This window comes from Bradyrhizobium sp. (genome assembly GCF_035935975.1).
GTDB lineage: Bacteria > Pseudomonadota > Alphaproteobacteria > Rhizobiales > Xanthobacteraceae > Bradyrhizobium.
On sequence record NZ_DASYWN010000041.1, the window covers coordinates 214,649 to 237,959 of the forward strand.

Sequence of the window (23,311 nt, forward strand, 5' to 3'; positions counted from 1 at the left end):
CCCGCAGGGGAAGAGGGTGAGATCGCGATTTGGACAGCTTTTGAGCAGCGATGGATGGCCGGGTCAAGCCCGGCCATGACGGCCACACCTCAGGCGAAATAGGTCAGCCCGAGCCATTCCGCGACCAGCGCGGGCTTGTCTTCGCCTTCGATCTCCACCGTGACGTTGGTGCGAGTCTGGAATTCGCCGGGCTTGCGCAGCTTGGCTTCGGCCAGCACGAACCTGCCGCGGACGCGCTTGCCCGAGCGAACCGGGGAAATGAAGCGCAGCTTGTCGAAACCGTAGTTCACACCCATCGTGGCGCCCGCTACCACCGGCATCACCTCGTAGGACATCACTGATAACAACGACATCGTCAGGAACCCGTGCGCGATCGTGGTGCCGAACGCCGTCTCCTTCCTGGCTCTCTCAGGGTCGACGTGGATGAACTGGTGATCCTCGATCACGTCGGCATAGGCGTCGATGCGGGGCTGGTCGATCAGGTGCCACGACGATACGCCGATCTCCTTGCCGACCATGGCCTGATAGGCTTCGAGGGAAATCGGCGGCTTCTTCCAGACTTCGTTCACTTAGGTCTCACTCCGTGTTTTCGGCAGCTCTGGAAAATCCTCCTCGCGGAATTCCCGGCCGCGCAGCGGATCGTTGCGATCATCGTCGCGTTCGAGCCGTCGTAGCTGCACCCGGCGGATTTTGCCAGAGATCGTCTTCGGCAGCTCGGTCACGATCTCGAGCCGGCGGATGCGCTTGAACGGCGCAAGGCGCGTGTGCAGGTGCTTGAAGATCGACAGCGCCGTCTCCGGCGTCCGCTCTGCACCCGAGGTCAGCAGCACGAAAGCCTTGGGGATCGCGAGCCGGATGGGATCGGGGCTCGGCACGACAGCGGCTTCCGCCACCAGCTCGTGCTCGAGCAGCACGCTCTCCAGCTCGAACGGGCTGATGCGGTAGTCCGAGGATTTGAACACGTCGTCGGAGCGGCCGACGAAGGTGAGATAGCCGTCCTCGTCCTCGAAGACGACGTCACCACTGCGATAGAGCGCGCCTTCCGCGCCCGAGAGCTTGCCGTCGTCACCCTGATAGCCCTGCATCAGGCCGGCGGGACGATCCGCGCCCAGCACCAGCGCCACCTCTCCCTCCTTGGCCGGATGGCCGTCGGCATCGCTGACCTGCACGCGATAGCCCGGCAGCGGCCGGCCCATCGAGCCGACCTTGATCTTTTGCCCCGGCGAATTGCCGGCAAGCGCGGTCGTCTCGGTCTGGCCATAGCCGTCGCGGATGGTGAGGCCCCAGGCGGCCTGCACCTGGTCGATCACTTCGGGATTGAGCGGCTCGCCGGCGCCGCAGACTTCGCGCAGGGCCACCTTGAACGAGGCCAAATTCTCCTGGATGAACAGCCGCCACACCGTCGGCGGCGCGCACAGCGTGGTGACGCCGCAGCGGCCGATGGTGGCGAGCAGGCCCTTGGCATCGAAGCGCGGCTGGTTGACCACGAACACGGTCGCGCCCGCATTCCACGGCGCAAAGAAGCAGCTCCAGGCGTGCTTGGCCCAGCCGGGCGATGAGATGTTGAGATGGACGTCGCCGGGCTTCAGCCCGATCCAGTACATGGTCGAGAGATGGCCGACGGGATAGCTGCGCTGGCTGTGCCGGACGAGTTTCGGTTTTGCGGTGGTGCCCGAGGTGAAATAGAGCAGCATCGGGTCGTCGGCGTTGGTCACATCGTCAGGCGCAAAACGTTCCGGCGCTTTCGCCGCCTCGTCATAGGCGAGCCAGCCATCGGAGGCGGTGCCGACCACGATTCGCACCACATTCTCGGCACCGAGGCTCGCAAACTTTGCGACCTGATCCTGCGCGGCAATGACCGCCTTCGCCTTGCCGCGATCGAGCCGGTCGCGCAGCTCGTCGGCGGTGAGCAGCGTGGTTGCGGGGATTACGACGACGCCGAGCTTCATCGCCGCCAGCATCGTCTCCCACAGCGGAACCACATTGCCGAGCAGCAGCAGCAGATGATCGCCGCGCTTCAGGCCCTGCGCGCGCAAGAAGTTGGCGACCTGGTTGGAGCGCTGCGAGAGCGCCGCGAAGGACAGCTTGGTCTGCTTGTCCTGCGCGGCATCGACGATCCAGAGCGCGGGCCGGTCCTTGCTGTCCGCATTCGTCGCCAGCTCGGCGTCGAACCAGTCGAGCGCCCAGTTGAAGGGAACCGGATCGGGCCAGCGGAAGTCTCTGACCGCCGCCCCGTAGTCCGTGCGGTGCTTCAGCAGAAACGCGCGCGCTTCCAAAAATGTCGTCATGATCAGAGCCCGTCGAATTGATCTTCGAACGTAGCCCGGATGGAGCGAAGCGCAATCCGGGGCCGGCCAGGGCCCCGAACGGAACTATCCCGGATTTCGCTTCGCTCCATCCGGGCTACGAAGCCCCGCTATTTTCCAGCGAGGCCGCGAACGTGCTTGATAATTCCGGAAAAATCCACCCCGCCCTGGCCGGCCGCGTCGAAAGACTGATAGATCTCCTGCGCATGCTTGCCGAGCGGCGTCGCCGCTCCGGCGGCCTTGGCGGCGTCCTGCGCCAGCGTCAGATCCTTCACCATCAGCGCCGAGGCAAAACCCGGCTTGTAGTCGTTGTTCGCCGGCGAGGTCGGCACCGGGCCCGGAACCGGACAATAGGTCGTCAGCGACCAGCACTGGCCCGACGAGGTCGAGGCGACGTCGAACAGCGCCTGGTGCGAGAGACCGAGCTTCTCGCCGAGCGCAAAGGCTTCGCTCACCGCGATCATGGAAATGCCGAGGATCATGTTGTTGCAGATCTTGGCCGCCTGCCCTGCGCCGGCGCCGCCGCAATGCACGATCTTCTTGCCCATCTTCTCCAGTACCGGCTTGGCCGCCGCGAACGCGCCCTCCTCGCCGCCGCACATGAAGGTGAGCGTCGCGCCCTTGGCGCCGCCCGTGCCGCCGGAGACCGGCGCATCGACCGAGAGCACGCCGCTCCTGGCGGCCAGCGCATGCGCCTGCCGCGCGCTCTCGACGTCGATGGTGGAGCTGTCGATGATCAGCGTGCCCTTCGTCATGGCGGGAACGACTTCGTTCCAGACGCCGAGCACGTGCTTGCCCGCGGGGAGCATGGTGACGACGACATCGGCGCCCTTCACCGCGCCCGCGGCGCTGTCGGCGATGCCGGCGCCGTCGGCCTTGGCTTGCGCGCGGGAGGCTTCGACGAGGTCGAACGCCACCACCTTGTGGCCCGCCTTGACGAGGTTGGCCGCCATCGGGCCGCCCATGTTGCCCAGACCAATGAATGCGATCGTGGCCATCTTCGTTTCCTCCGCTATAGCGTTGTTAGTTGAACTTCAGCTCGTCGGCACCGATCTCGGCGAGATAAGGCGCCAGCATCTGCGGTGTCACGTCCTCGATGCGCGGCGGCGACCAGGTCGGATTGCGGTCCTTGTCGATCACGGCGGCGCGCACGCCCTCGCGGAAATCGTCGCTGCGGAACACCTCCAGCGCGGCGCGATATTCGCGGACCAGGCACTCCTCCAGGCTCGACGCGGTGCGCGCGAGCCGCAGCAGCTTCAGCGTCACCACCATGCCGCGCGGCGATTTTTCGTTGAGCGTCTTCAAGGTCGCCAGCGCGAACTCCGAACCGTCGCGCTTGAGCGCCGCAAAAATGTCTTCCATGCGGTCGAAGCCGAACAGCGCGTCGATCACAGGCTCCTTCGCGGCGACCGGTCCCGCGGTCTCACCGGTCGCAAAGCCGTTGATGAGCTTGCTGACATCGGCCGCGCTCACACCGGAGCGAACCTTCGTCAGCGCCTCGCGCAGCTCCGGCCACTTTGCGGCGGGCACCACGGCATCGGCGAATCTGGCGTGGATCGCGTCGGGTCCGTTCATGGTCTGGCCGGTCAGGCCAAAATAGGTGCCGATCTCGCCGGGCGAGCGCGACAGCAGCCAGGTGCCGCCGACATCGGGGAAGAAGCCGAGCCCGACCTCGGGCATCGCCAGCTTGGTGCGATCGGTCACGACACGATGGCTGGCATGGCCGGACAAGCCGACGCCGCCGCCCATGACGAGGCCATCCATGAATGCGACATACGGCTTCGGATATTTCGCGATCCGCGCATTCATGACGTATTCCTGGCGCCAGAACCGCGCGCCGAGATCGCCGCCTTCGCGTGAGCTCTCCCAGAGGCCGCGGATGTCGCCGCCCGCACAGAGGCCGCGCTCGCCAGCACCTTCCAGAATGATCACCGCGACCTCAGGATCGGTCTCGAAGCGATCCAGCGCCGCGTCGATGCCGATGGACATCTCCAGCGTCATGGCGTTGATCGCCTTGGGACGGTTGAGGCGGATCACGCCCGCTGCGCCTTCGCGGCGAACGATGAGATCGCCCTCTTCCACTGAACTCATCGTGCGCCCTCGATCAATTTGCGCGCCACGATGAGCCGCATGATTTCATTGGTGCCTTCGAGGATCTGGTGCACGCGCAGATCGCGCACGATCTTCTCGATGCCGTATTCGCTGAGATAACCGTAGCCGCCATGAAGCTGCAGCGCATGGTTGGCGACTTCGAAACCGACATCGGTGCCGAAGCGCTTTGCCATCGCGCAGAGCATGGTGGCGTCGGGGTCTTTCCGGTCGAGCGCTGCCGCAGCGCGCCACAGGAAGGTGCGCGCAGCCTCGAGCTCGATCGCCATGTCGGCAAGGCGGAACTGCAGCGCCTGGAATTCGTCGAGGCGTTTTCCAAAGGCCTTGCGCTCCTTCATGTAGGCGCGCGCCTTGTCGAGCGCGGTCTGCGCGCCGCCGAGCGAGCAAGCCGTGATGTTGAGCCGGCCGCCGTCGAGGCCGGCCATCGCGATCTTGAAGCCGACGCCCTCCTCGCTCAGGCGGTTCTCGACCGGCACGCGGGCGTTCTCGAACATCACCGCGCGGGTCGGCTGCGCGTTCCAGCCCATCTTGCGCTCATTGGCGCCGAACGAGACGCCCGGCGCCTTGCCGTCGATCACGAGGGTCGAGATGCCGCCGGGGCCATCACCGCCGGTGCGCACCATCGCGACCAGCAGATCGGTGCCGCCGGCGCCGGAGATGAACTGCTTCTGGCCGTTGAGGACGTAATGATCGCCGTCGCGCACCGCGCGGGTGCGGAGCGCCGCCGCGTCCGAGCCGGCGCCCGGCTCGGTCAGGCAGTAGCTCGCGATCAGCTCCATCGAGCAGAGCTTCGGCAGCCATTTGTGGCGCTGGGTGTCGCTGCCGAAGGCATCGATCATCCAGCTCGCCATGTTGTGGATGGAGATGAAGGCCGAGGTGGTCGGACAGCCCGTCGCCAGCGCCTCGAAGATCAGCGCCGCGTCGAACCGCGTCATGGCGGAGCCGCCGACATCCTCGCGGATGTAGATGCCGCCCATGCCGAGCGCCGCGGCCTCGCGCATCACGTCGACGGGGAAATGCTTCTCCTCGTCCCAGCGCAGCGCGTGCGGCGCTATCTTCTCCGCCGCAAACGCCAACGCCATGTCGCGAACCGCGACCTGATCCTCGTTCAGAGCGAACTGCATGCTGGGCTCCTCACCTTCCTCGTCATTGCGAGGAGCGAAGCGACGAAGCAATCCAGACTGTCTCTGCAGGAAGATTCTGGATTGCTTCGCTACGCTCGCAATGACGGGCTGGGCAACAGCCCTACTTCATCAGCGGGATCGAGAACTCCGCACCTTCCTTGACGCCGGACGGCCAGCGCGATGTCACCGTCTTGGTCTTGGTATAGAAGCGGACCGAGTCCGGGCCGTGCTGGTTGAGATCGCCGAAGCCGGACTTCTTCCAGCCGCCGAAGGTGTAATAGGCGATCGGCACCGGGATCGGCACGTTGATGCCGACCATGCCGACGTTGACCTTGGCAGCGAAGTCGCGCGCGGCATCGCCGTCACGGGTGAAGATGGCAACGCCGTTGCCGTAGTCATGGTCGGACGGCAGCGCCAGCGCTTCCTTATAGTCGTGCGCGCGCACCACCGAGAGCACCGGGCCGAAGATCTCTTCCTTGTAGATCCGCATGTCCTTGGTGACGTTGTCGAACAGCGAACCGCCGAGATAGAAGCCCTTCTCGTAGCCCTGCATCTTGAAGCCGCGGCCGTCGACGGCCAGCTTCGCGCCTTCCTTGATGCCGATGTCGATGTAGCTCTTGACCTTCTCGACAGCCTCGCGCGTCACCAGCGGACCGTAATCGGCCGACGGATCGATCGAGGTGCCGATCTTGAGGCTCTCGACGCGCGGGATCAGCTTTTCCATCAGCCGATCCGCGGTGGACTTGCCGACGGGAACCGCAACCGAGACCGCCATGCAGCGCTCGCCGGCCGAGCCGTAGCCGGCGCCGATCAGCGCGTCGACGGCCTGGTCCATGTCGGCGTCCGGCATGATGATGGCGTGGTTCTTGGCGCCACCGAAGCACTGGCAGCGCTTGCCGGTCTGGGCTGCGCGCTCATAGATGTACTGCGCGATCGGCGTGGAGCCGACGAAGCCGACAGCCTTGATATCGGGATCGTCGAGGATGGCGTCGACCGCTTCCTTGTCGCCGTTAACGACGTTGAGGATGCCGGCCGGCAGACCCGCCTCGATCATCAGCTCGGCGAGCAGCATCGGCACGCCGGGATCGCGCTCGGACGGCTTGAGAATGAAGGCGTTGCCGCAGGCGATCGCGGGCGCGAACTTCCACATCGGGATCATCGCCGGGAAATTGAACGGCGTGATGCCGGCGACGACGCCGAGCGCCTGGCGCATGGAGTAGATGTCGATGCCGGGACCGGCGCCTTCGGTGTACTCGCCCTTCATCAGATGCGGGATGCCGCAGGCGAACTCGGCGACTTCGAGGCCGCGCTGGATGTCCCCCTTCGCATCGGGAACGGTCTTGCCGTGCTCACGCGCGAGCAGTTCGGCGAGCTTGTCGTAATCGCGCTGAACCAGCTCGACGAATTTCATCATGACGCGGGCGCGGCGCTGCGGGTTGGTCGCGGCCCACTCGGGCTGCGCGGCGCGCGCGTTCTCGACGGCGGCGCGGACCTCGGCCTTGGACGCCAGCGCGACCTTGGCCTGGACGTCACCGGTCATCGGCTCGAAGACGTCGGCGGTGCGGCCCGAGGTACCTTTGACCTCCTTGCCACCGATGAAATGTCCGACTGAACGCATGGAATGATCTCCTTGAGGGCGAGCTTGAACGCTTTGACAAATCCTATTGACCTGCATTTTATAGGATTCAAGTCTGAGATATTGCACCATAGATGTGCGAAAATGCTGGATCAAGGTCACATCGACTGGGACGACTTTCGCTTCGTGCTGGCCATCGTGCGGGGCGGCTCGGTGTCGGCTGCGGCAAAACAGCTCGGCGTCGATCATGCGACCGTGATCCGCCGCGTGGACCGGCTGGAAAAGCACCTGTCGGCAAAGCTGTTTGACCGGCGCAAGACCGGATACCTCCTCACCGAGGCCGGCCAGCGCGTGGCCGACAGCGCCGAGGCGATGGAATCGACCATCGTCGCCAACCAGGAGCAGGTCGGCGGCTCCGTGGCGCGGCTGACCGGCACGGTGCGGATCGGCGCGCCCGACGGCTTCGGCACCGCCTTCCTGGCGCCGCGGCTGGCGCCATTCGCCGACCGCTATCCCGATCTCGATCTGCAACTTGTAGCCACCGCGCGGCTGTTCAGTCTCTCCAAGCGCGAGGCCGACATCGCGATCAGCCTAACCATGCCGAAGGAAGGCCGCATCGTCGGCCGCAAGCTGCTGGACTACCGCCTCGGGCTCTATGCCGCCCCCGCCTATCTCGACCGATTCCCGAACATCACTTCGCGGCAGGACTTGGTGCAGCACCGTTTCGTCGGCTACATCGAGGAGCTGCTGTTCACGCCGGAGCTCGACTATCTGCCGCAGGTGTCGCCGCGGATTTCCGCGCGCTTCCGCAGCGCCAATCTGATCGCGCAGCTCAACGCCACGCTGTCAGGCTTCGGCATCGCGGTGCTGCCGCATTTCATGGCAAGCGATTATCCGCGGCTTGTCGCAGTGCTCCCTGAAGAGATCTCGATCACGCGGACGTTCTGGATGCTGATGCACGCCGACAGCAAGGACCTCGCGCGGATCCGGGCGGTGGCGGATTACATCGGGGAGATCGTGGAGCGCGAGCGGGCGTTGTTTGCGGGGCGAGTTTCGTAGGGTGGGTTAGCTTAGCCGAAGGCGTAACCCACCACTTCTGTCTCCGCAGATAGGGACAGTGGCGGGTTACGCTTCGCTAACCGGCCCTACGCATTCAACGGCACCTCGGCCTAGCTCTGCTTCGCCTTCTTCGCCGCCACCACCTTCGGCTCGCGCTTCGTGCCCTCAAGCGCGCTGTCCTTGCCCGCCTTCAGCACCTCGTCCGACAGCTCACTGGAGCCCGCGATCCGCGCCAGCAGCATGGTGCCGGCCATGGTCGCCAGCGTCGCGATCGCCTGCTTGCGGGCGGCCTTGCGCGGAACGCTCGGGATGAAATCGGTCATCATCTCGACCATTTCGTCCAGCTTGCCGGCAAACGCTTTGCGCGTCTTCAGGCTTTCGCGGGCGATCTCCGCACCGAGCGCGGGAATCGAGCAGCCATGGCCGGGATTGTCGCGGTGGAGCGCCGAAAGATACGTCTCGACGATCTGGGCGAGCTGCTTCTCGGGCGCGATCTGATCGGATTGCTTGCGCCAGTGCTCCATCGAGCGGTCCATGGCGTAGGCAAACGCCTCGATCACCAGCGCCTCGCGCGAGTCGAAATGCGCGTAGAAACCGCCATGGGTCAGGCCCGCCTCCTTCATGAGGTCGGCAACGCCGATACCGTGGGCGCCCTTCTCGCGCAGCCGCACGGAGGCCTTCTTCACGATGCGATCGTGGGTTTCCTGCTTGTGTTCCCGGGAATAGCGCATGCGTGTCTCATTGAATGTCGGAGATCATCTCATAGCACAGAAATGGACCAGCCGGTGGATTAAAATCATGTTAAGTTGTTGCGCCGATCATCGAAAAGGTTGCAGTTGCATGGACTGCGAGCGCGCCCTTGCCGTCGCGCACGAACCCCTCGGTGTAGCTGGTCTGGCGCCCCAGCTTGATCACTTTACCTTCCGCCGAGATCAATCCGGAGCGAACCGACAGCGGGCGCAGGAAGGTCATTTTCAGGTCAAGGGTCACCGACGATTGTCCGGCCTCCAGCCGTGTCGAAATGGCGCAGCCCATGGCGGTGTCGATCAACGCCGCCGCGGTCGCCCCGTGCAGGAGGCCGATGGTATTTTCGAGATCCTCGCGCGGCTCCAGTTCCATCACGATCCGGCCCGGCTCGACCACGCCGACGGTAAATCCGATCAGTTTCGCGAAGGGCGGCGGCGGCAGACGACCATCGCGGATGCCGAGCATCGCGTCCATGCCTGACAGGCCCATGGCGACTTTCGCAACCGGCGCCGGCACCTGCCAATCCACCACGCGCTCGCGCCGAAGCGTGGACAAAAACAGGTCGAGTTGATCGGTGTCGGTCATGGCGGCCTCTTTGTATGATCGATATCATACTATGCCGCGGACTTCGCGCTGGCAACTTCGTCCCCACCCGCTTGACAACACGGACGTTTCGGCCCGGAAGTGATGCCGACCGGCGCACCTCGCGCCTGTCCACGAAACCTTCGAGATGCCACGATGGAAATGCTCAACAATCACTGCGGCGTGACGCGCGATGCGCGCGGCGTCGTCCATGTCGCGATCTGCAACGCCGGCTCACTCAATATTCTGGGCTCGCCCGTCACCGACGCGGTGCGCGAAGGCCTGCAGCAGCTCTCGTCCGATCGCAGCGTTCGCGTCGTGGTGCTGCGCGGCCAGAGCGAGAAGAGCATGATCGGCGGTGCCGACATCAAGGAGATGGCGAAGCTCGACCAGAAGTCGGCCGAAGCCTTCATCAGCCGCCTGCGCGATCTCTGCGAGGCCGTGCGCCAGTTCCCCGCCCCCGTAATCGCGCGCATGCCCGGCTGGTGCCTCGGCGGCGGGCTCGAGGTCGCGGCGGCCTGCGACTTCCGCATCGCCGCGCATGATGCGCATTTCGGCATGCCCGAGGTGCGCGTCGGCATCCCCTCAGTGATCCACGCCGCCCTGCTGCCGCGCCTGATCGGCTGGGCCCGCGCCCGCTGGCTGGTGATGACGGCGGAAAACATCAACGCGCCGACCGCACTGGCCTGGGGCCTCGTCGACAAGGTCGCCCCGGCGGGCGAACTCGATGCGGCCGTCGAACATCTCGTCACCGCGCTGCTCGAATGCGGCCCCGAGGCACTGCGGTCGCAGAAGGCGCTGCTGCGGCAATGGGAGGAGCTGCCGCTGACGGAGTCGGTGAATTTGAGCGTCAAGGTATTCGGCGAGTCATTCCTGACGGACGAGCCGACGCGGCTGATGCAGGCGTTCGTGAACAGGAAGCGGTAGGCGCTGGGAACGAAGGCGTTCCCTCAAAGACGGTGTCATGCCCCGCCTAGTGCGCAATTGCGCACGGGGGGCGGGGCATCCAGTACGCCGCGGCTTCTCGGTTCCAGCCGCGCGGCCTCTGGAATACTGGATCGCCCGCCCCGGTGCGCGATTGCGCACAAGGCGGGCGACGACGGTGTGCCGAGAGCGCCACCTCCTCCAATCGAACGACCAAATCTCATCCGACCCACGACATTTTCTCATCCCAGCCGCGGTTGCATTTTTTGCATCGCCTCATATGATGATCATAATCTTACACACCCTCGCAGGGAGTTTTCGTCATGGCTGAAGCCGCCGATCCCGTCGTCATCGTCTCCGCCGCCCGCACCCCGCTCGGCCGCTTCATGGGCGAGCTCTCGCCGCTCCCCGCGCATAAGCTCGGATCGCACGTGATCGGTGCGGCGCTGGAGCGCGCCAGGCTTGCGCCGGAGAAGGTCGACGAGGTCTTCATGGGCTGCGTGCTGCCGGCAGGACAAGGCCAGGCACCGGCGCGCCAGGCCGCGCGCGCGGCCGGTCTGCCTGATGCGACCGGCGCCACCACCGTCAACAAGGTCTGCGGCTCCGGCATGAAGGCGACCATGCTGGCACACGACATCATTCGCGCCGGGTCCGCCGAGATCGTCGTCTCCGGCGGCATGGAGAGCATGAGCAACGCGCCCTATCTGCTCGCCAAGGCGCGCGGTGGCTATCGCGCCGGGCATGACCGCATCATCGACCACATGATGATGGACGGCCTCGAGGACGCCTACGAGACCGGCCGCTCCATGGGCGATTTCGGCGAAGCCACCGCAGAAGCCTATCAGTTCACCCGCAAGGACCAGGACGCCTATGCGATGGAGACGCTGAGCCGCGCCCGCAAGGCGGTCGAAGGCGGCGCGTTCAAGGCCGAGATCGCGCCGATCACGCTGACCGAAAAGGCCGGCCCGCGCATCATCGCCAATGACGAGCATCCGCTGAAGGTCGATCCCGCCAAAATTCCCGGCCTGAAGCCGGCCTTCCGCGCCAACGGCACCATCACGCCCGCGGCCTCCTCCGCCAACGCCGACGGCGCTGCGGCACTGGTGCTGACGAAACGCTCGCTCGCCGACCGCAACGGCCTGCCTGCCATCGCCGAGATCAAGGGCCACGCCACCCACAGCCAGGAGCCGCAATGGTTCACCACGGCGCCGATCCCCGCGATCCGCAAGTTGCTCGACAAGGTCGGCTGGAGCGCCGGTGATGTCGACCTGTTCGAGATCAACGAAGCCTTTGCGGTCGTCGCGATGGCGGCGCAGCGCGATCTCGGCATTCCCCGCGAGAAGCTGAACATCAATGGCGGCGCCTGCGCGCTCGGCCACCCCATCGGCGCCACCGGCGCGCGGCTGATCGTGACGCTGCTGCATGCGCTCGAGGCCAACAACCTCAAGCGCGGTGTCGCAGCGCTCTGCATCGGCGGCGGCGAAGCCACCGCGATCGCCGTGGAGCGTCTCGCGCATTGACGCGCAACGTCCGAAAATGAGGGAAGTCTGTCATTTTGGACTTCCCTCATTTGTGCCAGACTGCATCAATGACGCGGGTCCTTATGGGCCTGCCAACCAATATTGAGGGGCGATGATCTCGAACTGGCTCGCGGCAGCACTCGGCCGCCGCAATATCCACTACGGCTGGGTGATGGTCGGCGTGACCTTCCTCGCCGCGCTGATCAGCGCCGGCACGGTCGGCGCGCCCGGCGTGTTCATCGTTCCCCTGCAGAAGGAGTTCGGCTGGAGCACGGCGGAGATCTCTTCCGCGCTCTCGATCCGCTTCATCCTGTTCGGGCTGATGGCGCCGTTCGCGGCCGCCCTGCTCAACCGCTACGGCCTGCGCAACGTCACGCTGGCGGCGCAGCTCATCGTCGTCTCGGCGCTGGTGCTCTCGCTCGGCATGACGCAAGTCTGGCAGCTCATTGCGCTCTGGGGCGTGGTGATCGGCATCGGCACCGGCATGACCGCGCTGGTGCTGGGCGCGACCATCGCGACGCGCTGGTTCGCCGCGCGGCGCGGCCTCGTCGTCGGCATCATGACCGCGAGCGTCGCCACCGGCCAGCTCGTGTTCCTGCCGCTGCTCGCAAGCCTGACGGAGCGCTTCGGCTGGCGCCTCGCGCTCGGCTTCGTCTGCATCATGCTCGGCGTCTCCGCCATCGCGGTGCTGCTCGCGATGCGCGACCGGCCGAGCGACGTCGGCTTGCGGCCGTTCGGCGACGAAGGCACTGAGCCGCTGCCCGCCCCGCCCGCGAGCCACGGCTCGATCACGGCAGTAGCGCTCGGAACGCTGCGCGATGCCTCGAAGTCGAGCGCGTTCTGGATCCTGTTCGCGACCTTCTTCGTCTGCGGCGCGTCGACCAACGGCCTCGTGCAGGTGCACCTGATCCCGATGTGCCTCGATTTCGGCATCCCGCAGGTGCAGGCCGCGAGCCTGCTCGCCGCGATGGGCATCTTCGACTTCTTCGGCACCATCATGTCGGGCTGGCTGTCGGACCGCTACGACAACCGCTATCTACTGTTCTGGTATTACGGCCTGCGCGGGCTCTCGCTGATCTTCCTGCCCTTCAGCGATTTCTCGTTCTACGGCCTGTCGATCTTCGCGATGTTCTACGGGCTCGACTGGATCGCCACGGTGCCGCCGACGGTGCGCCTCACCGCGCAGAAATTCGGACCCGAGCGCGCCAATCTGGTGTTCGGCTGGATCTTTGCAGGCCACCAGCTCGGCGCGGGCACCGCAGCGTTCGGCGCCGGCCTGTCGCGGACGGTCTATCAGAGCTATCTGCCCGCGTTCTTCATCGCCGGCGCGCTCTGCGTGTTCGCCTCGCTGATCGTGCTGGCGCTGTCGCGGCAGCCGAAACCGCAGGCCAAACCTGCGATGGCCTAATACCTGATCGTGGTGGTGACGCCGAACACAGCGGCGTCACCGATCCGCGAGACGCCGGTCGGATCGTTCGGATTCGGAATGCCGCCGGAGGGGCGCCACACATACTGGAAGTAAGGCGCAATCAGCCAGCCCGGCTTGATATGCGCCTCGTAGATCATCTCGAGCAAGGTCTCGTTGCTGCGCACCGGCCCCTGGACGCCGCTGTAGAAGTTGGTGTCGAGGTCGAGATTGCGCGCGGTGTTCGAGATCCGCATATAGGCCATTGCCACGCCGAAACGGTCGAGCGGCCGGCCCGGCGTGAAGCCGACGAAGCCGATGCCGCCGTCGAGATAAAGGTCGATCAGATTGCGATCCGGCGGGCTATAGGCGATGCGGCCGAACGCGGTGATGCCCGGGATCGAGGCCGACGTGCTGTTGTCCTTCACCTCCGGCGGGCGATACAGCACCTGCTCGATCACGGCGAAGATGCCGTAATTGCCCTGCAGCCTTGCCGGAATACCACTGCCATCGGGATCGGCGATCGACTGCCCTTCCGCAGTAAAGCGCTGGCTATCGAACGAGCCATAGTGCTTCCAGGCCCCCGGCGTGAAATTGCCGGCAAGCGAACGTCCGCCGATGTCGATGTCGTAGTTGAAGCGGACCTGCCCGATCAGCCAGGGCGGATCGTTGACGCGGAACGCAAGGCCGTGATGATCGCGGAGCTGCGGATCGGCCTCGCCCGGGCCCGAGGGATCGCCGTTGAAAACAGCGCCGAACAGCGTGACCTGATCCGACAGCGTGGCCTTGACGCGGATGCCGGGCACCGCGATCGGCGGCGCCGGTCCGCCGGCCGGCAGGTTCGACGCCTTGATCGCGGGCCAGCCGAAGGTGCCGTTGATGAAAAGGTCGTCGGTCTGGCTGTCGAAGAACTCGACGTCGGCGGCCTGCTGGCCGGCTCTGATGTTCAGGCGGTCGTTGAAGAAGCTCTGCTCGAAATAGGCGTTGTAGAGCCGCTGGTCCGGCGGCGCCTCGATCTCGCTGATGGTGGCGAGGTTTTGCACGTAGTTGCGGGAGAGCCTCTGGCCGTAGATCACGAACGCATTGGCGTAGAAGCGGCCGCCGGTCCAGCCGACGAGCTTGTCGAGGTCGGCGTCGACCGACAGGTCGAGCCGGCCGAAATGGATGGCGCCGCGCTTCACGCCGCCGGAGACGTTGGCGATGTTGTCGGCGATATAGGTCGCGCCGAAATTCAGCCCCCTGTTGGCGATGCCGTCATGCCATTCGTTGAACCATTTTGGGAACAGCCATTCGGCCGCGCTTTCGTCCTTGGCGCCGGCGAACGCGCTCGTTGTCGTGCAGGCCAGCGCCATCGCGGCCGCCAAAGATGTATGGGCGCGCCAACTCACGATCGATACGCTATTTGAAGATGCCCGTGCGCCGCATGAACAGATAGGCTGCGCCGACCGACGAGGCCATCAGCAATGCCGCCCAAAGGAATCCGCTCTCGACATCGGTGAGCGGCAGGCCTTTCGTGTTCATGCCGAAGATGCCGGTGATCAGCGTCGGCGGCAGCAGCAGCGAGGTCACGATCGAGAGCGTGTGGAGATGGCGGTTGCTCTCCTCCTCGTTCTTGAAGCGCAGCTCCTCCTCCAGCAGGCGGCTGCGCTCGCGCAATTCGACGATGTCGTGATCGAGCCCGTCCAGCCGCTGCGCCAGCTTGCCGGCCTGTATGCGTAGCGCGGGCGACAGATGGTCCGTGTTCTTCTGGTCGAGCCGGTGAAACAGCACGCGCAATCCCGTGAGCTGGCGATGCAGCCTGACGCAGGTGCGGCGGAGACGGCCGAGATTGCGGCGCATCTCCGGCTTGGCGTCGTCAGCCAGAATCCGTTCCTCGATATCGTCGATCTCCTGGCCGAGCTTGTCGGCCATCCTGTCGAGCGTGTCGGCGACCTCGTCGACGATCTTCTCCAGGAGATGAGCGACATTGTCGACGCGATAGCCGCCTTCGAGCACGCGGCGCGTCGCGTCCGCCGAGCACAGCGCCTGATGGCGGCCGCTGACGAGGAGATGCTCGGTCATGGCGAAGCGCAGGAAGGCGGTCTCCTCCGTCGCGCTGTCGATGTCGCGCACGAGATCGGAGAACACGCCGTAGACGCAGTGGTCGATCACGTGGAGCTGCTGGAACGTGTCATTCGAGAGCAGCAATTCGCGCGCCAGCGGCGGCAGCGTCGATGACGCGATCCACGGCCGCACGCGACCATCTGTCAAATTGAAATGCAGCCACAGACGGCCATCATGGCTGAACTCGATCGGCTGATTGATCGGAAGCGGCTCGGCGCTGCCGTCGCTGTGCAGGCGGAACGCCCAGACGAGCCCGGGAATGGCGGGGTCGGTGCTCGATATCGCGCTGACAAGCTTCGCCGGCTCAGCCATGCCCCACCCCAAAGTCAACGTCTCACGTCCATGCAGCCCAAATCCGGGGGGCCGTTGCCAGCCTTCTCCGGACCTCTCGCGGGTACTCAATTACGGCTTTGTTACAGTTTGATGATGCGCCCTATTCCGCGGCGAGCGCCGTCGCGGCCGCGGCTTCCTTGACATAGTCGTGCACGACGCGGCCGAACGGCAGCGTCAGGTCGGCGATGTAGTGATGCGCGCCGAGGCAGCGGCGGACCGGGAAGTCGGCAACCGGCGCATTGACATGCGGCACCAGATGCAGCCGGCCGGGCCCCATCCACGAGCCCTTCGGCACGATGTCGATCAGGTTGATCGCGACGAGCTGGCAGATCTCGAGACGGCCGTCGACGCCGGGGATCATCTTCAGATTGATCTGCGTCTTCGACAGCGTGGCGCGGGTGAGATCGCCGTTGCCGGCCATGCTCTCGTGCTTGTAGCCCATCGTGCCCATGGCGACGAGCTGGCCGGCATATTCCAGCGTGCCCGTCAGCGTGTCCTTGACGATCTCGAGTTTCGGATGGGCGTACTTCTTGGGGAAGCCCCAGATCTCGCGGCCGGCCGCGATCGGCGGATCGTCGTCCAGATACATCTGCGAGACGAAGTTGACCTCCTCGCCGTTGAGGCGCGCGGGGATGACGAGGCCGGACTCGGTGTAGCTGCCGAAGCCGGAGGAGTCCGGCATCCTGATCCATTCGTAATGCACGATCGGCTGCTCGATCGGCTCCAGCGGCTCAGGCAGACCGGCGCGGATCAGCTCCGGATCGGTCTCGTAGGTGATAACCAGGAATTCGCGGTTGACGAAGCGATAGGGACCGGCGGGATAGCTCGGCCCGGCGGCCGGCATGGACGGAAGCTTCAGCAGATCTTCCCTGCGCATCGCGCCTCTCCTGTGTGATGTCTGTGACGTCGGCCCGGCAACTCGCAAGCTCAGGCCAGATTGCTAGCCGCCGTCATTGACTGCGATGTGAAAGATTTCCATCAGCCGCACGACCTGCTGCCATTCCCGCGGCGGCTGACGCGCATGGCACGCTGCATCGTCGCCCAGCTTGTCATCACGCCGTCACCGCCGGACGCAATCGTTTGGACAGGCAGGGAGGCAAACCCATGGACGCCCGCACGTCGCAACCGGCTCATCAGACCCATCCGTCTCCCGCACGCGGCTGGCGGCCCGAGCGCTGCGACCGCGTCGCGCTGGTGCTGCAGGGCGGCGGCGCGCTCGGCGCCTACCAGGCCGGCGTCTACCAGGCGCTGCACGAGGCCGGCATCGAGCCCGACTGGGTCTGCGGCGTTTCAATCGGCGCCATCAACTCCGCCATCATCGCCGGCAACAGGCCGGAGAAGCGGCTCGAGGCGCTACGCATCTTCTGGGAGCGCATCACCAACCGCAAGATCTGGCACTACACGCCCGATGGCGACGTCTTCCGCCAGTGGCGCAACCTCACCAGCGCCTGGATGACCTCCACGCTCGGCCAGCCCGGCTTCTTCACCCCGCACCAGGTCAATCCGTGGCTGAGCCCGGTCGGCGCGCGAACCGCGACGAGCTATTACGACACGGTGCCGCTGAAGGAGAGCCTGCTCGAGCTGGTCGACTTCGACCTCATCAACGAGAAGAAGGTCCGCTTCGCGGTCGGCGCGGTGAACGTGCTGTCGGGCAATTTCATCTATTTCGACAATTCCCACGACGAGATCGAGCCGGAGCACATCATGGCCTCCGGCGCCCTGCCCCCGGCGCTGCCGATGGTGCGGATCGGCACCGATCATTTCTGGGACGGCGGCATCGTCTCCAACACACCGCTGCAACATCTGCTCGACCAGGAGGACGCGCTCAATTCGCTGGTGTTCCAGGTCGACCTGTTCAGCGCGCGTGGCGTGCTGCCGCGCTCGATCCAGGACGTGATGGCCCGCCACAAGGACATCATGTATTCCTCGCGCACGCGCCACAACACCGACGTCTATCGCCGCACGCACAATCTCAAGGTCCTGCTCTACAAGGCGCTGGCGAAGCTCCCCGAGGAGCAGCTCACCGACGAGGAGCGCCAGCTCAAGGCGAGCCTCTGCCACATGCCGGAGATCGCGATCCTGCATCTGATCTACCAGCAGAAGGCCTATGAGGGCGACGCCAAGGACCACGAGTTCTCGGGCACCTCGATGCGCGAGCACTGGGCAAGCGGCTACGAGGACACCAAGCGCACGCTGAAGCGCCGCGACTGGATCAAGATGCCCGAGAAAGGCATGGGCCTCGTGGTGCACGACGTGCACCGGGAGACGGAGAGCGCGTAAGCGCGCGTGTCTGCCGGAGTGCTCCAAACAAAAAGTGCGAAAACAACCCCATGCACAGTAGCCGGGGCATGAGGGATCAATGACTTAGCCGATCGGCAAGGCGGTTTGACTCGTCGGGCAAAACAGGAGCATGATGGCACACTTCCAAAATCGCACGACAGATCCGCTCCGCGCCAATCCGCGGCATTGGCGAGCGCGCGCGCGATGCCATACGATGCAAATCAGGAGCGTCAGGAGGTCAACTTGCGCCCGGTCAGCGAAGGCGCGTATTTCTTTGACGAGTATCGATTTTTTCCCCGGCGGCAGTTGCTGCTCCGGGGGCAGGTTCCCGTCCGGGTTGGTGCGCGTGCACTCGATCTGCTTCAGGTGCTGCTCGAGCGCCAGGGCGAGCTGGTCAGCAAGGCTGATCTGATAAGCTTCGCCTGGCCCGACACTTTCGTGCATGAGAGCAATCTGAAAGTGAACATCGCGGCCCTGCGCCGATCGCTGCCGCAGGATCAGGCCGACCTTCCCTACATCGTCACCGTTCCCGGCCGCGGCTATCGCTTCGCGGCACCAGTCCGGTTCGAGACCGCCTCCGCGACATCCGTCACGCCCTCACAGGGTGGCGGCGGCCTCGACCGGCATCCGCAAGGGCCTCACCTTCTGATCGGGCGCGAAGATGACGTCGTCGAGCTCTCGAAGCGTATCTGCGACCGGGGCTTCGTCACCATCGTCGGCCCCGCCGGTGTCGGCAAGACCAGTCTCGCCGTCGCCGCCACGCGGGAGCTCGGAGAGCGCTTCGGCGATGGCGTCTGTTTCGTCGACCTCGCCGCCATCAACGATGCCCAACTGGTGTGCGCCGCCATCGCGTCCGCGCTCGGATCGGGCACCGGGCTCGTCGACCTGCTGGTCGGCATAGTCGAAGCTCTGCGCGCGAAGGACAAGCTGCTGATCCTGGACAATTGCGAGCATGTGCTGGCGACCGCAGCCCTCATCGCCGAGCACATTCATCAGGCACTGCCCGAGATCGGCATCATCGCGACCAGCCGCGAGCCCCTCCGCTCGAAGACGGAGACTGTGTACCGGCTGTCGCCGCTTCGCTGTCCCGAAGCTGATGAGCGTCTCGACGGACGACAGGCGATGGCGTTCCCGGCGGTCGAGCTGTTCGTCACGCGTGCCCAGGAAGCCGCGGGTTATGGCCTGAGCGACACCGACGCGCCCGTGATCGCCGACATCTGCCGGCGGCTGGATGGAATTCCTCTCGCCATCGAGCTGGCGGCGCCGCGGCTGAAGAGCTGCGATGCGGCGACATTGCTGCGGCATCTCAACGAGAGCTTCGACCTCCTGAACTACGGCCCGCGGACCGCGCCGCTTCGTCACCAGGCGCTTCAGGCGACCCTCGACTGGAGCTACCGGCTCTTGTCCGAGGCCGAGGCGTCGCTGCTGCGTCACTTGTCCGTTTTTTCAGGCGTGTTCTCGACCGAGGACGTGCTCGGCATCACCAGCGACATCGTGGCATCGCCGGGCGAGACCGCCGCATGCATTGAAAATCTCGCGTCGAAGTCGCTGGTCTCGCAGACCATCACGGACGGCAAGGCGGCGTACCGGCTGCTCGATACGACCAAGAGCTACGCCGCCGAACGGCTGCGCGCCGAAGGCGAGCAGCGGCGCGCCTGCGAGAGCCATGCCACCCATCTGCTCGATCTGTTCGAACGGGCCGAAGCGGAATGGAAATGGCTGGCGCGCGACGAGTGGATGGCGAGCTACGGCCGCCGCGCCAATGATCTGCGCAAGGCGATCGACTGGGCGTTCGGCGCGGAGGGCGATGCCGAGACGGGCCTGCGACTATCGACCGCCGCCGTCCCGCTCTGGGACGAGCTCTCGTCGGTCGCCGAATGCCGGCAGCGCGTCGGCACGGCGCTGAGCGTCGCAAAGCAGACGGCGCATCCGGATATCGAATTGCAGATGAAGCTGGCGACGGCCTATGCCCGCAGCCTCTCCTTCACCGAGCAGCTCGACCCGGAGGCGGAAGCGGCGTGTCTCGAAAGCGTGCGGCTGGCGGAGCTGAAGGGCGATGCGGACTATCAGCTCCGCGCGGTCTGGGGCCTTGCTGTGCTGCAATCCTTCGCCGGCCGTCACCGCGATGTCCTCGCCAGCCTCGATCGCTTCGATACGATCAGTGCGCGGGCCAATGATCGCTCCGCGGCGGCATCAGGCGCGCGCTTCCGGATCATGACGCAGTTCTATCGCGGCGACATCATCGGCGCGCACGAGGCCTTGAAGCGGCTCGCCCGGCAGCACGACACGCTGGCCCAGCGCTCGCGCCTGTCGCGCTTCCAGGTCGATCCCTATGTCGTGATCCGCGTCTCGCTCGCCTTCGTCGGCTGGGTGCGTGGCGATACGCTCGAAGCCGTCAGGACCGCGCGGGCCGCCGTGGACGGCGCCGCCGCCACCGAGCATCTGGTAACGCAGTCCAATGCGCTTGCGCTGGCCTTCATTCCCATCGCCATCTGGACCGGCGATCTCGACGCGGCCGAGCGGCACCTGGACCTGCTCGACGACAACCTCAACCAGAGAAACCTCGCAAGCTGGGCGCCGATCAGCCACTTCTTCCGTGCGGCCATCCACCACCAGCGCGGCAGACCCGATGCGGTCGAGCGAATGCGCATCGCCGCCAACGAGATCCTCGCCAGTAAATTCCTGATCCGCGCACCGATCTACCTCGGCATGCTCGCGGAGGCCGCGCTGGAGCACGGCCGGATCGACGTCGCGCGCGCGAGTATTGCTGCCGGCCTAAGGCATATGGCGCAACTGGACGAGACCTGGTGTCAGGCCGAGCTCCTGCGCATCCTCGGCCGGATCGAACATCAACACGGCGACAGCGCGCGCGGCGAGCGGGCACTGATCCGCGCAATGCAGATGGCCGCCGAAACAGGCGCCCTCGCCTTCCAGCTCCGCGCCGCGACCGACCTCGCCGGGATATGGACCGAGACCGGAGCGCCGTCGGTGGCTGTCGCCCTGCTCGATCCGATCTATCGGGCGTTTGCCACTGACAGCGCGGACAAGGACATTGCGCGCGCACGGCGCGTGCTCGATCGGGCCCGTGTCAAAGCGTCTGATCGGGACTGATCTCCGCAGGCTGAGTGTGACAGATTGAAGCTGCGGACCGATCGCGATCGCCGTGAGTTGCGGGCGCCGGTTCCACCTGGTCCCGGTCGTACGCTTTTACCACAATTAACCGCCGGTCTTTCGGCATCTCGTTAGACTGTTCATGCGCGACGATGCTCCCAGCGCCACGCAAGAACAAAACACAGCGTGGAGTGAAACATGATCAAAGTTGTCCAGGCCTTCGACCGAAAAGAGATCACCGCGTTCTCAGGCGATGACGCCGCCGCGCTTGAGGCGAAGTTCGAGACGGCGCGAAAGCTGTTCGCCGATCGCAGGAGCTGGCTGAAGCCTCATCAGCGGATCGCCATCCTCAACAAGCTCGCCGATCTCGTCGCCGCGAGGCGGCAGGATTTCGGGACCCTGATCGCGCGCGAGGGCGGCAAGCCACTCACGGACGCGCTGATCGAGACGGACCGGGCGATCGACGGCATCCGTTCCGCGGCGGATTTTCTCCGGACGCGCGCCGGGGTCGAAATCCCGATGGGCCTCACCCCCGCAAGCGACGGACGACGTGCCTGGACCATCAAGGAACCGATCGGCATCGTCGCGGCGATCTCGGCCTTCAATCATCCCCTCAATTTGATCGTCCACCAGGTCGCGCCGGCGATCGCTACCGGCTGCCCGGTCATCGTGAAGCCGGCGGGCACAACGCCGCTGTGCTGCGTGGAGCTGGTGAAGCTCGTTCACGAGGCGGGCATGCCCGAGGGTTGGGTCCAGACGTTCCTGCCAGAGGAACACGGCCTGTCGGAGAAATTCGCCATCGATCCGCGCGTCGCTTTCCTGAGCTTCATCGGGTCGGCGCGGGTCGGCTGGCATCTGCGGTCGAGCATCGCACCCGGCGCGCGCTGCGCGCTCGAGCACGGTGGTGTCGCCCCCCTCATCGTCGACCGCAGCGCCGAGCTCGAAAAGATCATCGAGCCCGTCGTCAAGGGCGGCTACTACCACGCCGGGCAAGTGTGCGTATCGGTCCAGCGCATCTATGTGCATTCCTCGCTTCAGAAGGAATTCATCGACAGGATGGCGGCAAGGGTCGAGTCCCTGAAGGTCGGCGATCCTGTTCGTCCAGAGACCGAGGTCGGACCGCTCATCACGCCGCAGGAGGTCACCCGCGTCGAAGGCTGGATCGCCGAGGCCACCTCGAGCGGGACGCGCCAGATCGGCGGTGGACGACTGAGCGAGACCACGCTCAAACCGTCGATCCTGGTTTCGCCGCCGCGCGACGCGAAGGTTTCCACGCTGGAGGTCTTCGGGCCGGTGACCTGCGTCTATCCGTTCGATCATATCGACGATGCGATCGCAGAGGCGAACTCCCTGCCCGTCTCGTTCCAGTCCGCCATCTTCACGCGCGATCTCGCGACAGCCCTCGATGCGGCCGAGCGTCTCGACGCCGCCGCGGTGATGATCAACGACCACACCGCCTTCCGCACCGACTGGATGCCCTTCGCGGGTCGCCGTGTATCCGGCCATGGCGTCGGAGGCATTCCCTACACGATGCACGAGATGACCGCGGAGAAGATGATCGTGTTCAAATAGGCGCAGGCCGCCCATCACCGGCCCGACGCTCTCGTCCGTTCACGATTTCGATCTTTCCAGGCGCAATCTGCAGCTCGCCGACGGCAACGAGGAAGCTATGCCCAGATCCTACACCAGTCTCACACTGGATGATGCCAAGCGCATGCTGCAGGCGAGCGAGGCTGCGGCGACGAGGATCGGGATCGCCTACAATATCGCCGTCGTCGACGCCGGCGGCAATCTCATCGCCTTCGTGCGGCAGGACGGTGCCCTGATCGGAAGCATCGACCTTGCCATCTGCAAGGCCAGGACGGCGCGCCTGTTCGACAAGACCACGTCGGAGCTGGCGCACCTGGCGCAGCCGAACGGTCCGCTGTTCGGCATCGCGCAGAGCAACGAGGGCAAGGTCGTGATCTTCGGCGGCGGCCTCCCAGTGCGGATCGCCGGAAGCATCGTTGGTGCCGTTGGCACAAGTGCAGGCTCGGTGGAGCAGGACGAAGAAGTGGCCCGTGCAGCCCTCGACGCGATCGAGACTGCCTAAGGGCAATCATCAAGCCGGGCGAGATCGTCGGCCGGGCCGT

General features: G+C 65.4%; 19 protein-coding genes. 8 read left to right on the forward strand and 11 right to left on the reverse strand.

All coding sequences use genetic code 11. The features are described 5' to 3' along the window. Positions 1 to 89: 89 nt before the first annotated feature. The 6 genes from VGR99_RS23825 to VGR99_RS23850 all read right to left on the reverse strand — a co-directional run bounded on the left by VGR99_RS23825 (position 90) and on the right by VGR99_RS23850 (position 7,157). Positions 90 to 569, reverse strand: coding sequence for a MaoC family dehydratase (locus VGR99_RS23825; RefSeq protein WP_326901869.1), 480 nt, complete (start codon positions 567 to 569; stop codon positions 90 to 92). Further along, complete coding sequence (locus VGR99_RS23830) at positions 570 to 2,288, reverse strand: AMP-binding protein (RefSeq protein ID WP_326901870.1); 1,719 nt, start codon at positions 2,286 to 2,288, stop codon at positions 570 to 572. A 128-nt stretch (positions 2,289 to 2,416) separates the two neighbouring features. Continuing rightward, a complete protein-coding gene (gene mmsB, locus VGR99_RS23835; RefSeq protein WP_326902429.1) occupies positions 2,417 to 3,322 on the reverse strand; it encodes a 3-hydroxyisobutyrate dehydrogenase in 906 nt (301 codons plus the stop codon). Between the two features lie 7 nt (positions 3,323 to 3,329). Further along, a complete protein-coding gene (locus VGR99_RS23840; protein WP_326901871.1) occupies positions 3,330 to 4,397 on the reverse strand; it encodes an enoyl-CoA hydratase/isomerase family protein in 1,068 nt (355 codons plus the stop codon). After that, entirely contained in the window at positions 4,394 to 5,539 is a 1,146-nt protein-coding gene (locus VGR99_RS23845; RefSeq protein ID WP_326901873.1) for an isobutyryl-CoA dehydrogenase, read from the reverse strand. The genes VGR99_RS23840 and VGR99_RS23845 overlap by 4 nt, the downstream gene beginning before the upstream one ends. A 121-nt stretch (positions 5,540 to 5,660) precedes the next feature. Continuing rightward, positions 5,661 to 7,157: a CoA-acylating methylmalonate-semialdehyde dehydrogenase gene (locus VGR99_RS23850; RefSeq protein WP_326901875.1), complete on the reverse strand. Its 1,497-nt coding sequence runs from the start codon at positions 7,155 to 7,157 to the stop codon at positions 5,661 to 5,663. Positions 7,158 to 7,259: 102 nt separating this feature from the next. Between VGR99_RS23850 and VGR99_RS23855 the strand changes: the two genes are divergently transcribed. Next, complete coding sequence (locus VGR99_RS23855) at positions 7,260 to 8,174, forward strand: LysR family transcriptional regulator (RefSeq protein WP_326901877.1); 915 nt, start codon at positions 7,260 to 7,262, stop codon at positions 8,172 to 8,174. Between the two features lie 110 nt (positions 8,175 to 8,284). Here VGR99_RS23855 and VGR99_RS23860 read toward each other — a convergent pair whose 3' ends face one another. Then, positions 8,285 to 8,905, reverse strand: a complete 621-nt coding sequence (locus tag VGR99_RS23860) for a TetR/AcrR family transcriptional regulator (RefSeq protein WP_326901879.1) — start codon at positions 8,903 to 8,905, stop codon at positions 8,285 to 8,287. Between the two features lie 70 nt (positions 8,906 to 8,975). Next, on the reverse strand, positions 8,976 to 9,506 hold the full coding sequence (locus VGR99_RS23865; protein ID WP_326901880.1) for a PaaI family thioesterase: 531 nt from the start codon (positions 9,504 to 9,506) through the stop codon (positions 8,976 to 8,978). A 153-nt stretch (positions 9,507 to 9,659) separates the two neighbouring features. Here VGR99_RS23865 and VGR99_RS23870 point away from each other — a divergent pair, with 153 nt between their 5' ends. The 3 genes from VGR99_RS23870 (at position 9,660) to VGR99_RS23880 (ending at position 13,355) form a co-directional block, all read left to right on the forward strand. Next, entirely contained in the window at positions 9,660 to 10,430 is a 771-nt protein-coding gene (locus tag VGR99_RS23870; RefSeq protein ID WP_326901882.1) for an enoyl-CoA hydratase, read from the forward strand. A 320-nt stretch (positions 10,431 to 10,750) separates the two neighbouring features. Next, complete coding sequence (locus VGR99_RS23875; RefSeq protein WP_326901883.1) at positions 10,751 to 11,947, forward strand: acetyl-CoA C-acyltransferase; 1,197 nt, start codon at positions 10,751 to 10,753, stop codon at positions 11,945 to 11,947. A gap of 112 nt (positions 11,948 to 12,059) precedes the next feature. Then, positions 12,060 to 13,355, forward strand: a complete 1,296-nt coding sequence (locus VGR99_RS23880) for an MFS transporter (RefSeq protein ID WP_326901884.1) — start codon at positions 12,060 to 12,062, stop codon at positions 13,353 to 13,355. On the opposite strand, the gene VGR99_RS23885 is transcribed toward VGR99_RS23880, so the two are convergent. The 3 genes from VGR99_RS23885 to VGR99_RS23895 form a co-directional block, all read right to left on the reverse strand. Continuing rightward, on the reverse strand, positions 13,352 to 14,704 hold the full coding sequence (locus VGR99_RS23885; protein WP_326901885.1) for a carbohydrate porin: 1,353 nt from the start codon (positions 14,702 to 14,704) through the stop codon (positions 13,352 to 13,354). The genes VGR99_RS23880 and VGR99_RS23885 overlap by 4 nt on opposite strands. Before the next feature lie 46 nt (positions 14,705 to 14,750). Beyond that, positions 14,751 to 15,767: a transporter gene (locus VGR99_RS23890; RefSeq protein ID WP_326901886.1), complete on the reverse strand. Its 1,017-nt coding sequence runs from the start codon at positions 15,765 to 15,767 to the stop codon at positions 14,751 to 14,753. A 121-nt stretch (positions 15,768 to 15,888) separates the two neighbouring features. Beyond that, positions 15,889 to 16,665: an acetoacetate decarboxylase gene (locus VGR99_RS23895; RefSeq protein WP_326901889.1), complete on the reverse strand. Its 777-nt coding sequence runs from the start codon at positions 16,663 to 16,665 to the stop codon at positions 15,889 to 15,891. A gap of 227 nt (positions 16,666 to 16,892) precedes the next feature. Here VGR99_RS23895 and VGR99_RS23900 point away from each other — a divergent pair, with 227 nt between their 5' ends. From VGR99_RS23900 to VGR99_RS23915, 4 genes are all read left to right on the forward strand, one after another. Then, positions 16,893 to 18,068 carry a patatin-like phospholipase family protein gene (locus tag VGR99_RS23900; protein ID WP_326901890.1) on the forward strand — a complete coding sequence of 392 codons (1,176 nt, stop codon included), beginning with the start codon at positions 16,893 to 16,895 and terminating at the stop codon, positions 18,066 to 18,068. Positions 18,069 to 18,272: 204 nt separating this feature from the next. After that, positions 18,273 to 21,179, forward strand: coding sequence for an ATP-binding protein (locus VGR99_RS23905; protein WP_326901892.1), 2,907 nt, complete (start codon positions 18,273 to 18,275; stop codon positions 21,177 to 21,179). A gap of 198 nt (positions 21,180 to 21,377) precedes the next feature. Next, complete coding sequence (locus VGR99_RS23910; protein WP_326901893.1) at positions 21,378 to 22,751, forward strand: aldehyde dehydrogenase family protein; 1,374 nt, start codon at positions 21,378 to 21,380, stop codon at positions 22,749 to 22,751. Positions 22,752 to 22,848: 97 nt separating this feature from the next. After that, the gene (locus VGR99_RS23915) at positions 22,849 to 23,271 is read left to right on the forward strand and encodes a heme-binding protein (RefSeq protein ID WP_326901895.1); all 423 of its coding nucleotides are present in this window, start codon (positions 22,849 to 22,851) and stop codon (positions 23,269 to 23,271) included. Positions 23,272 to 23,311: the final 40 nt, after the last annotated feature.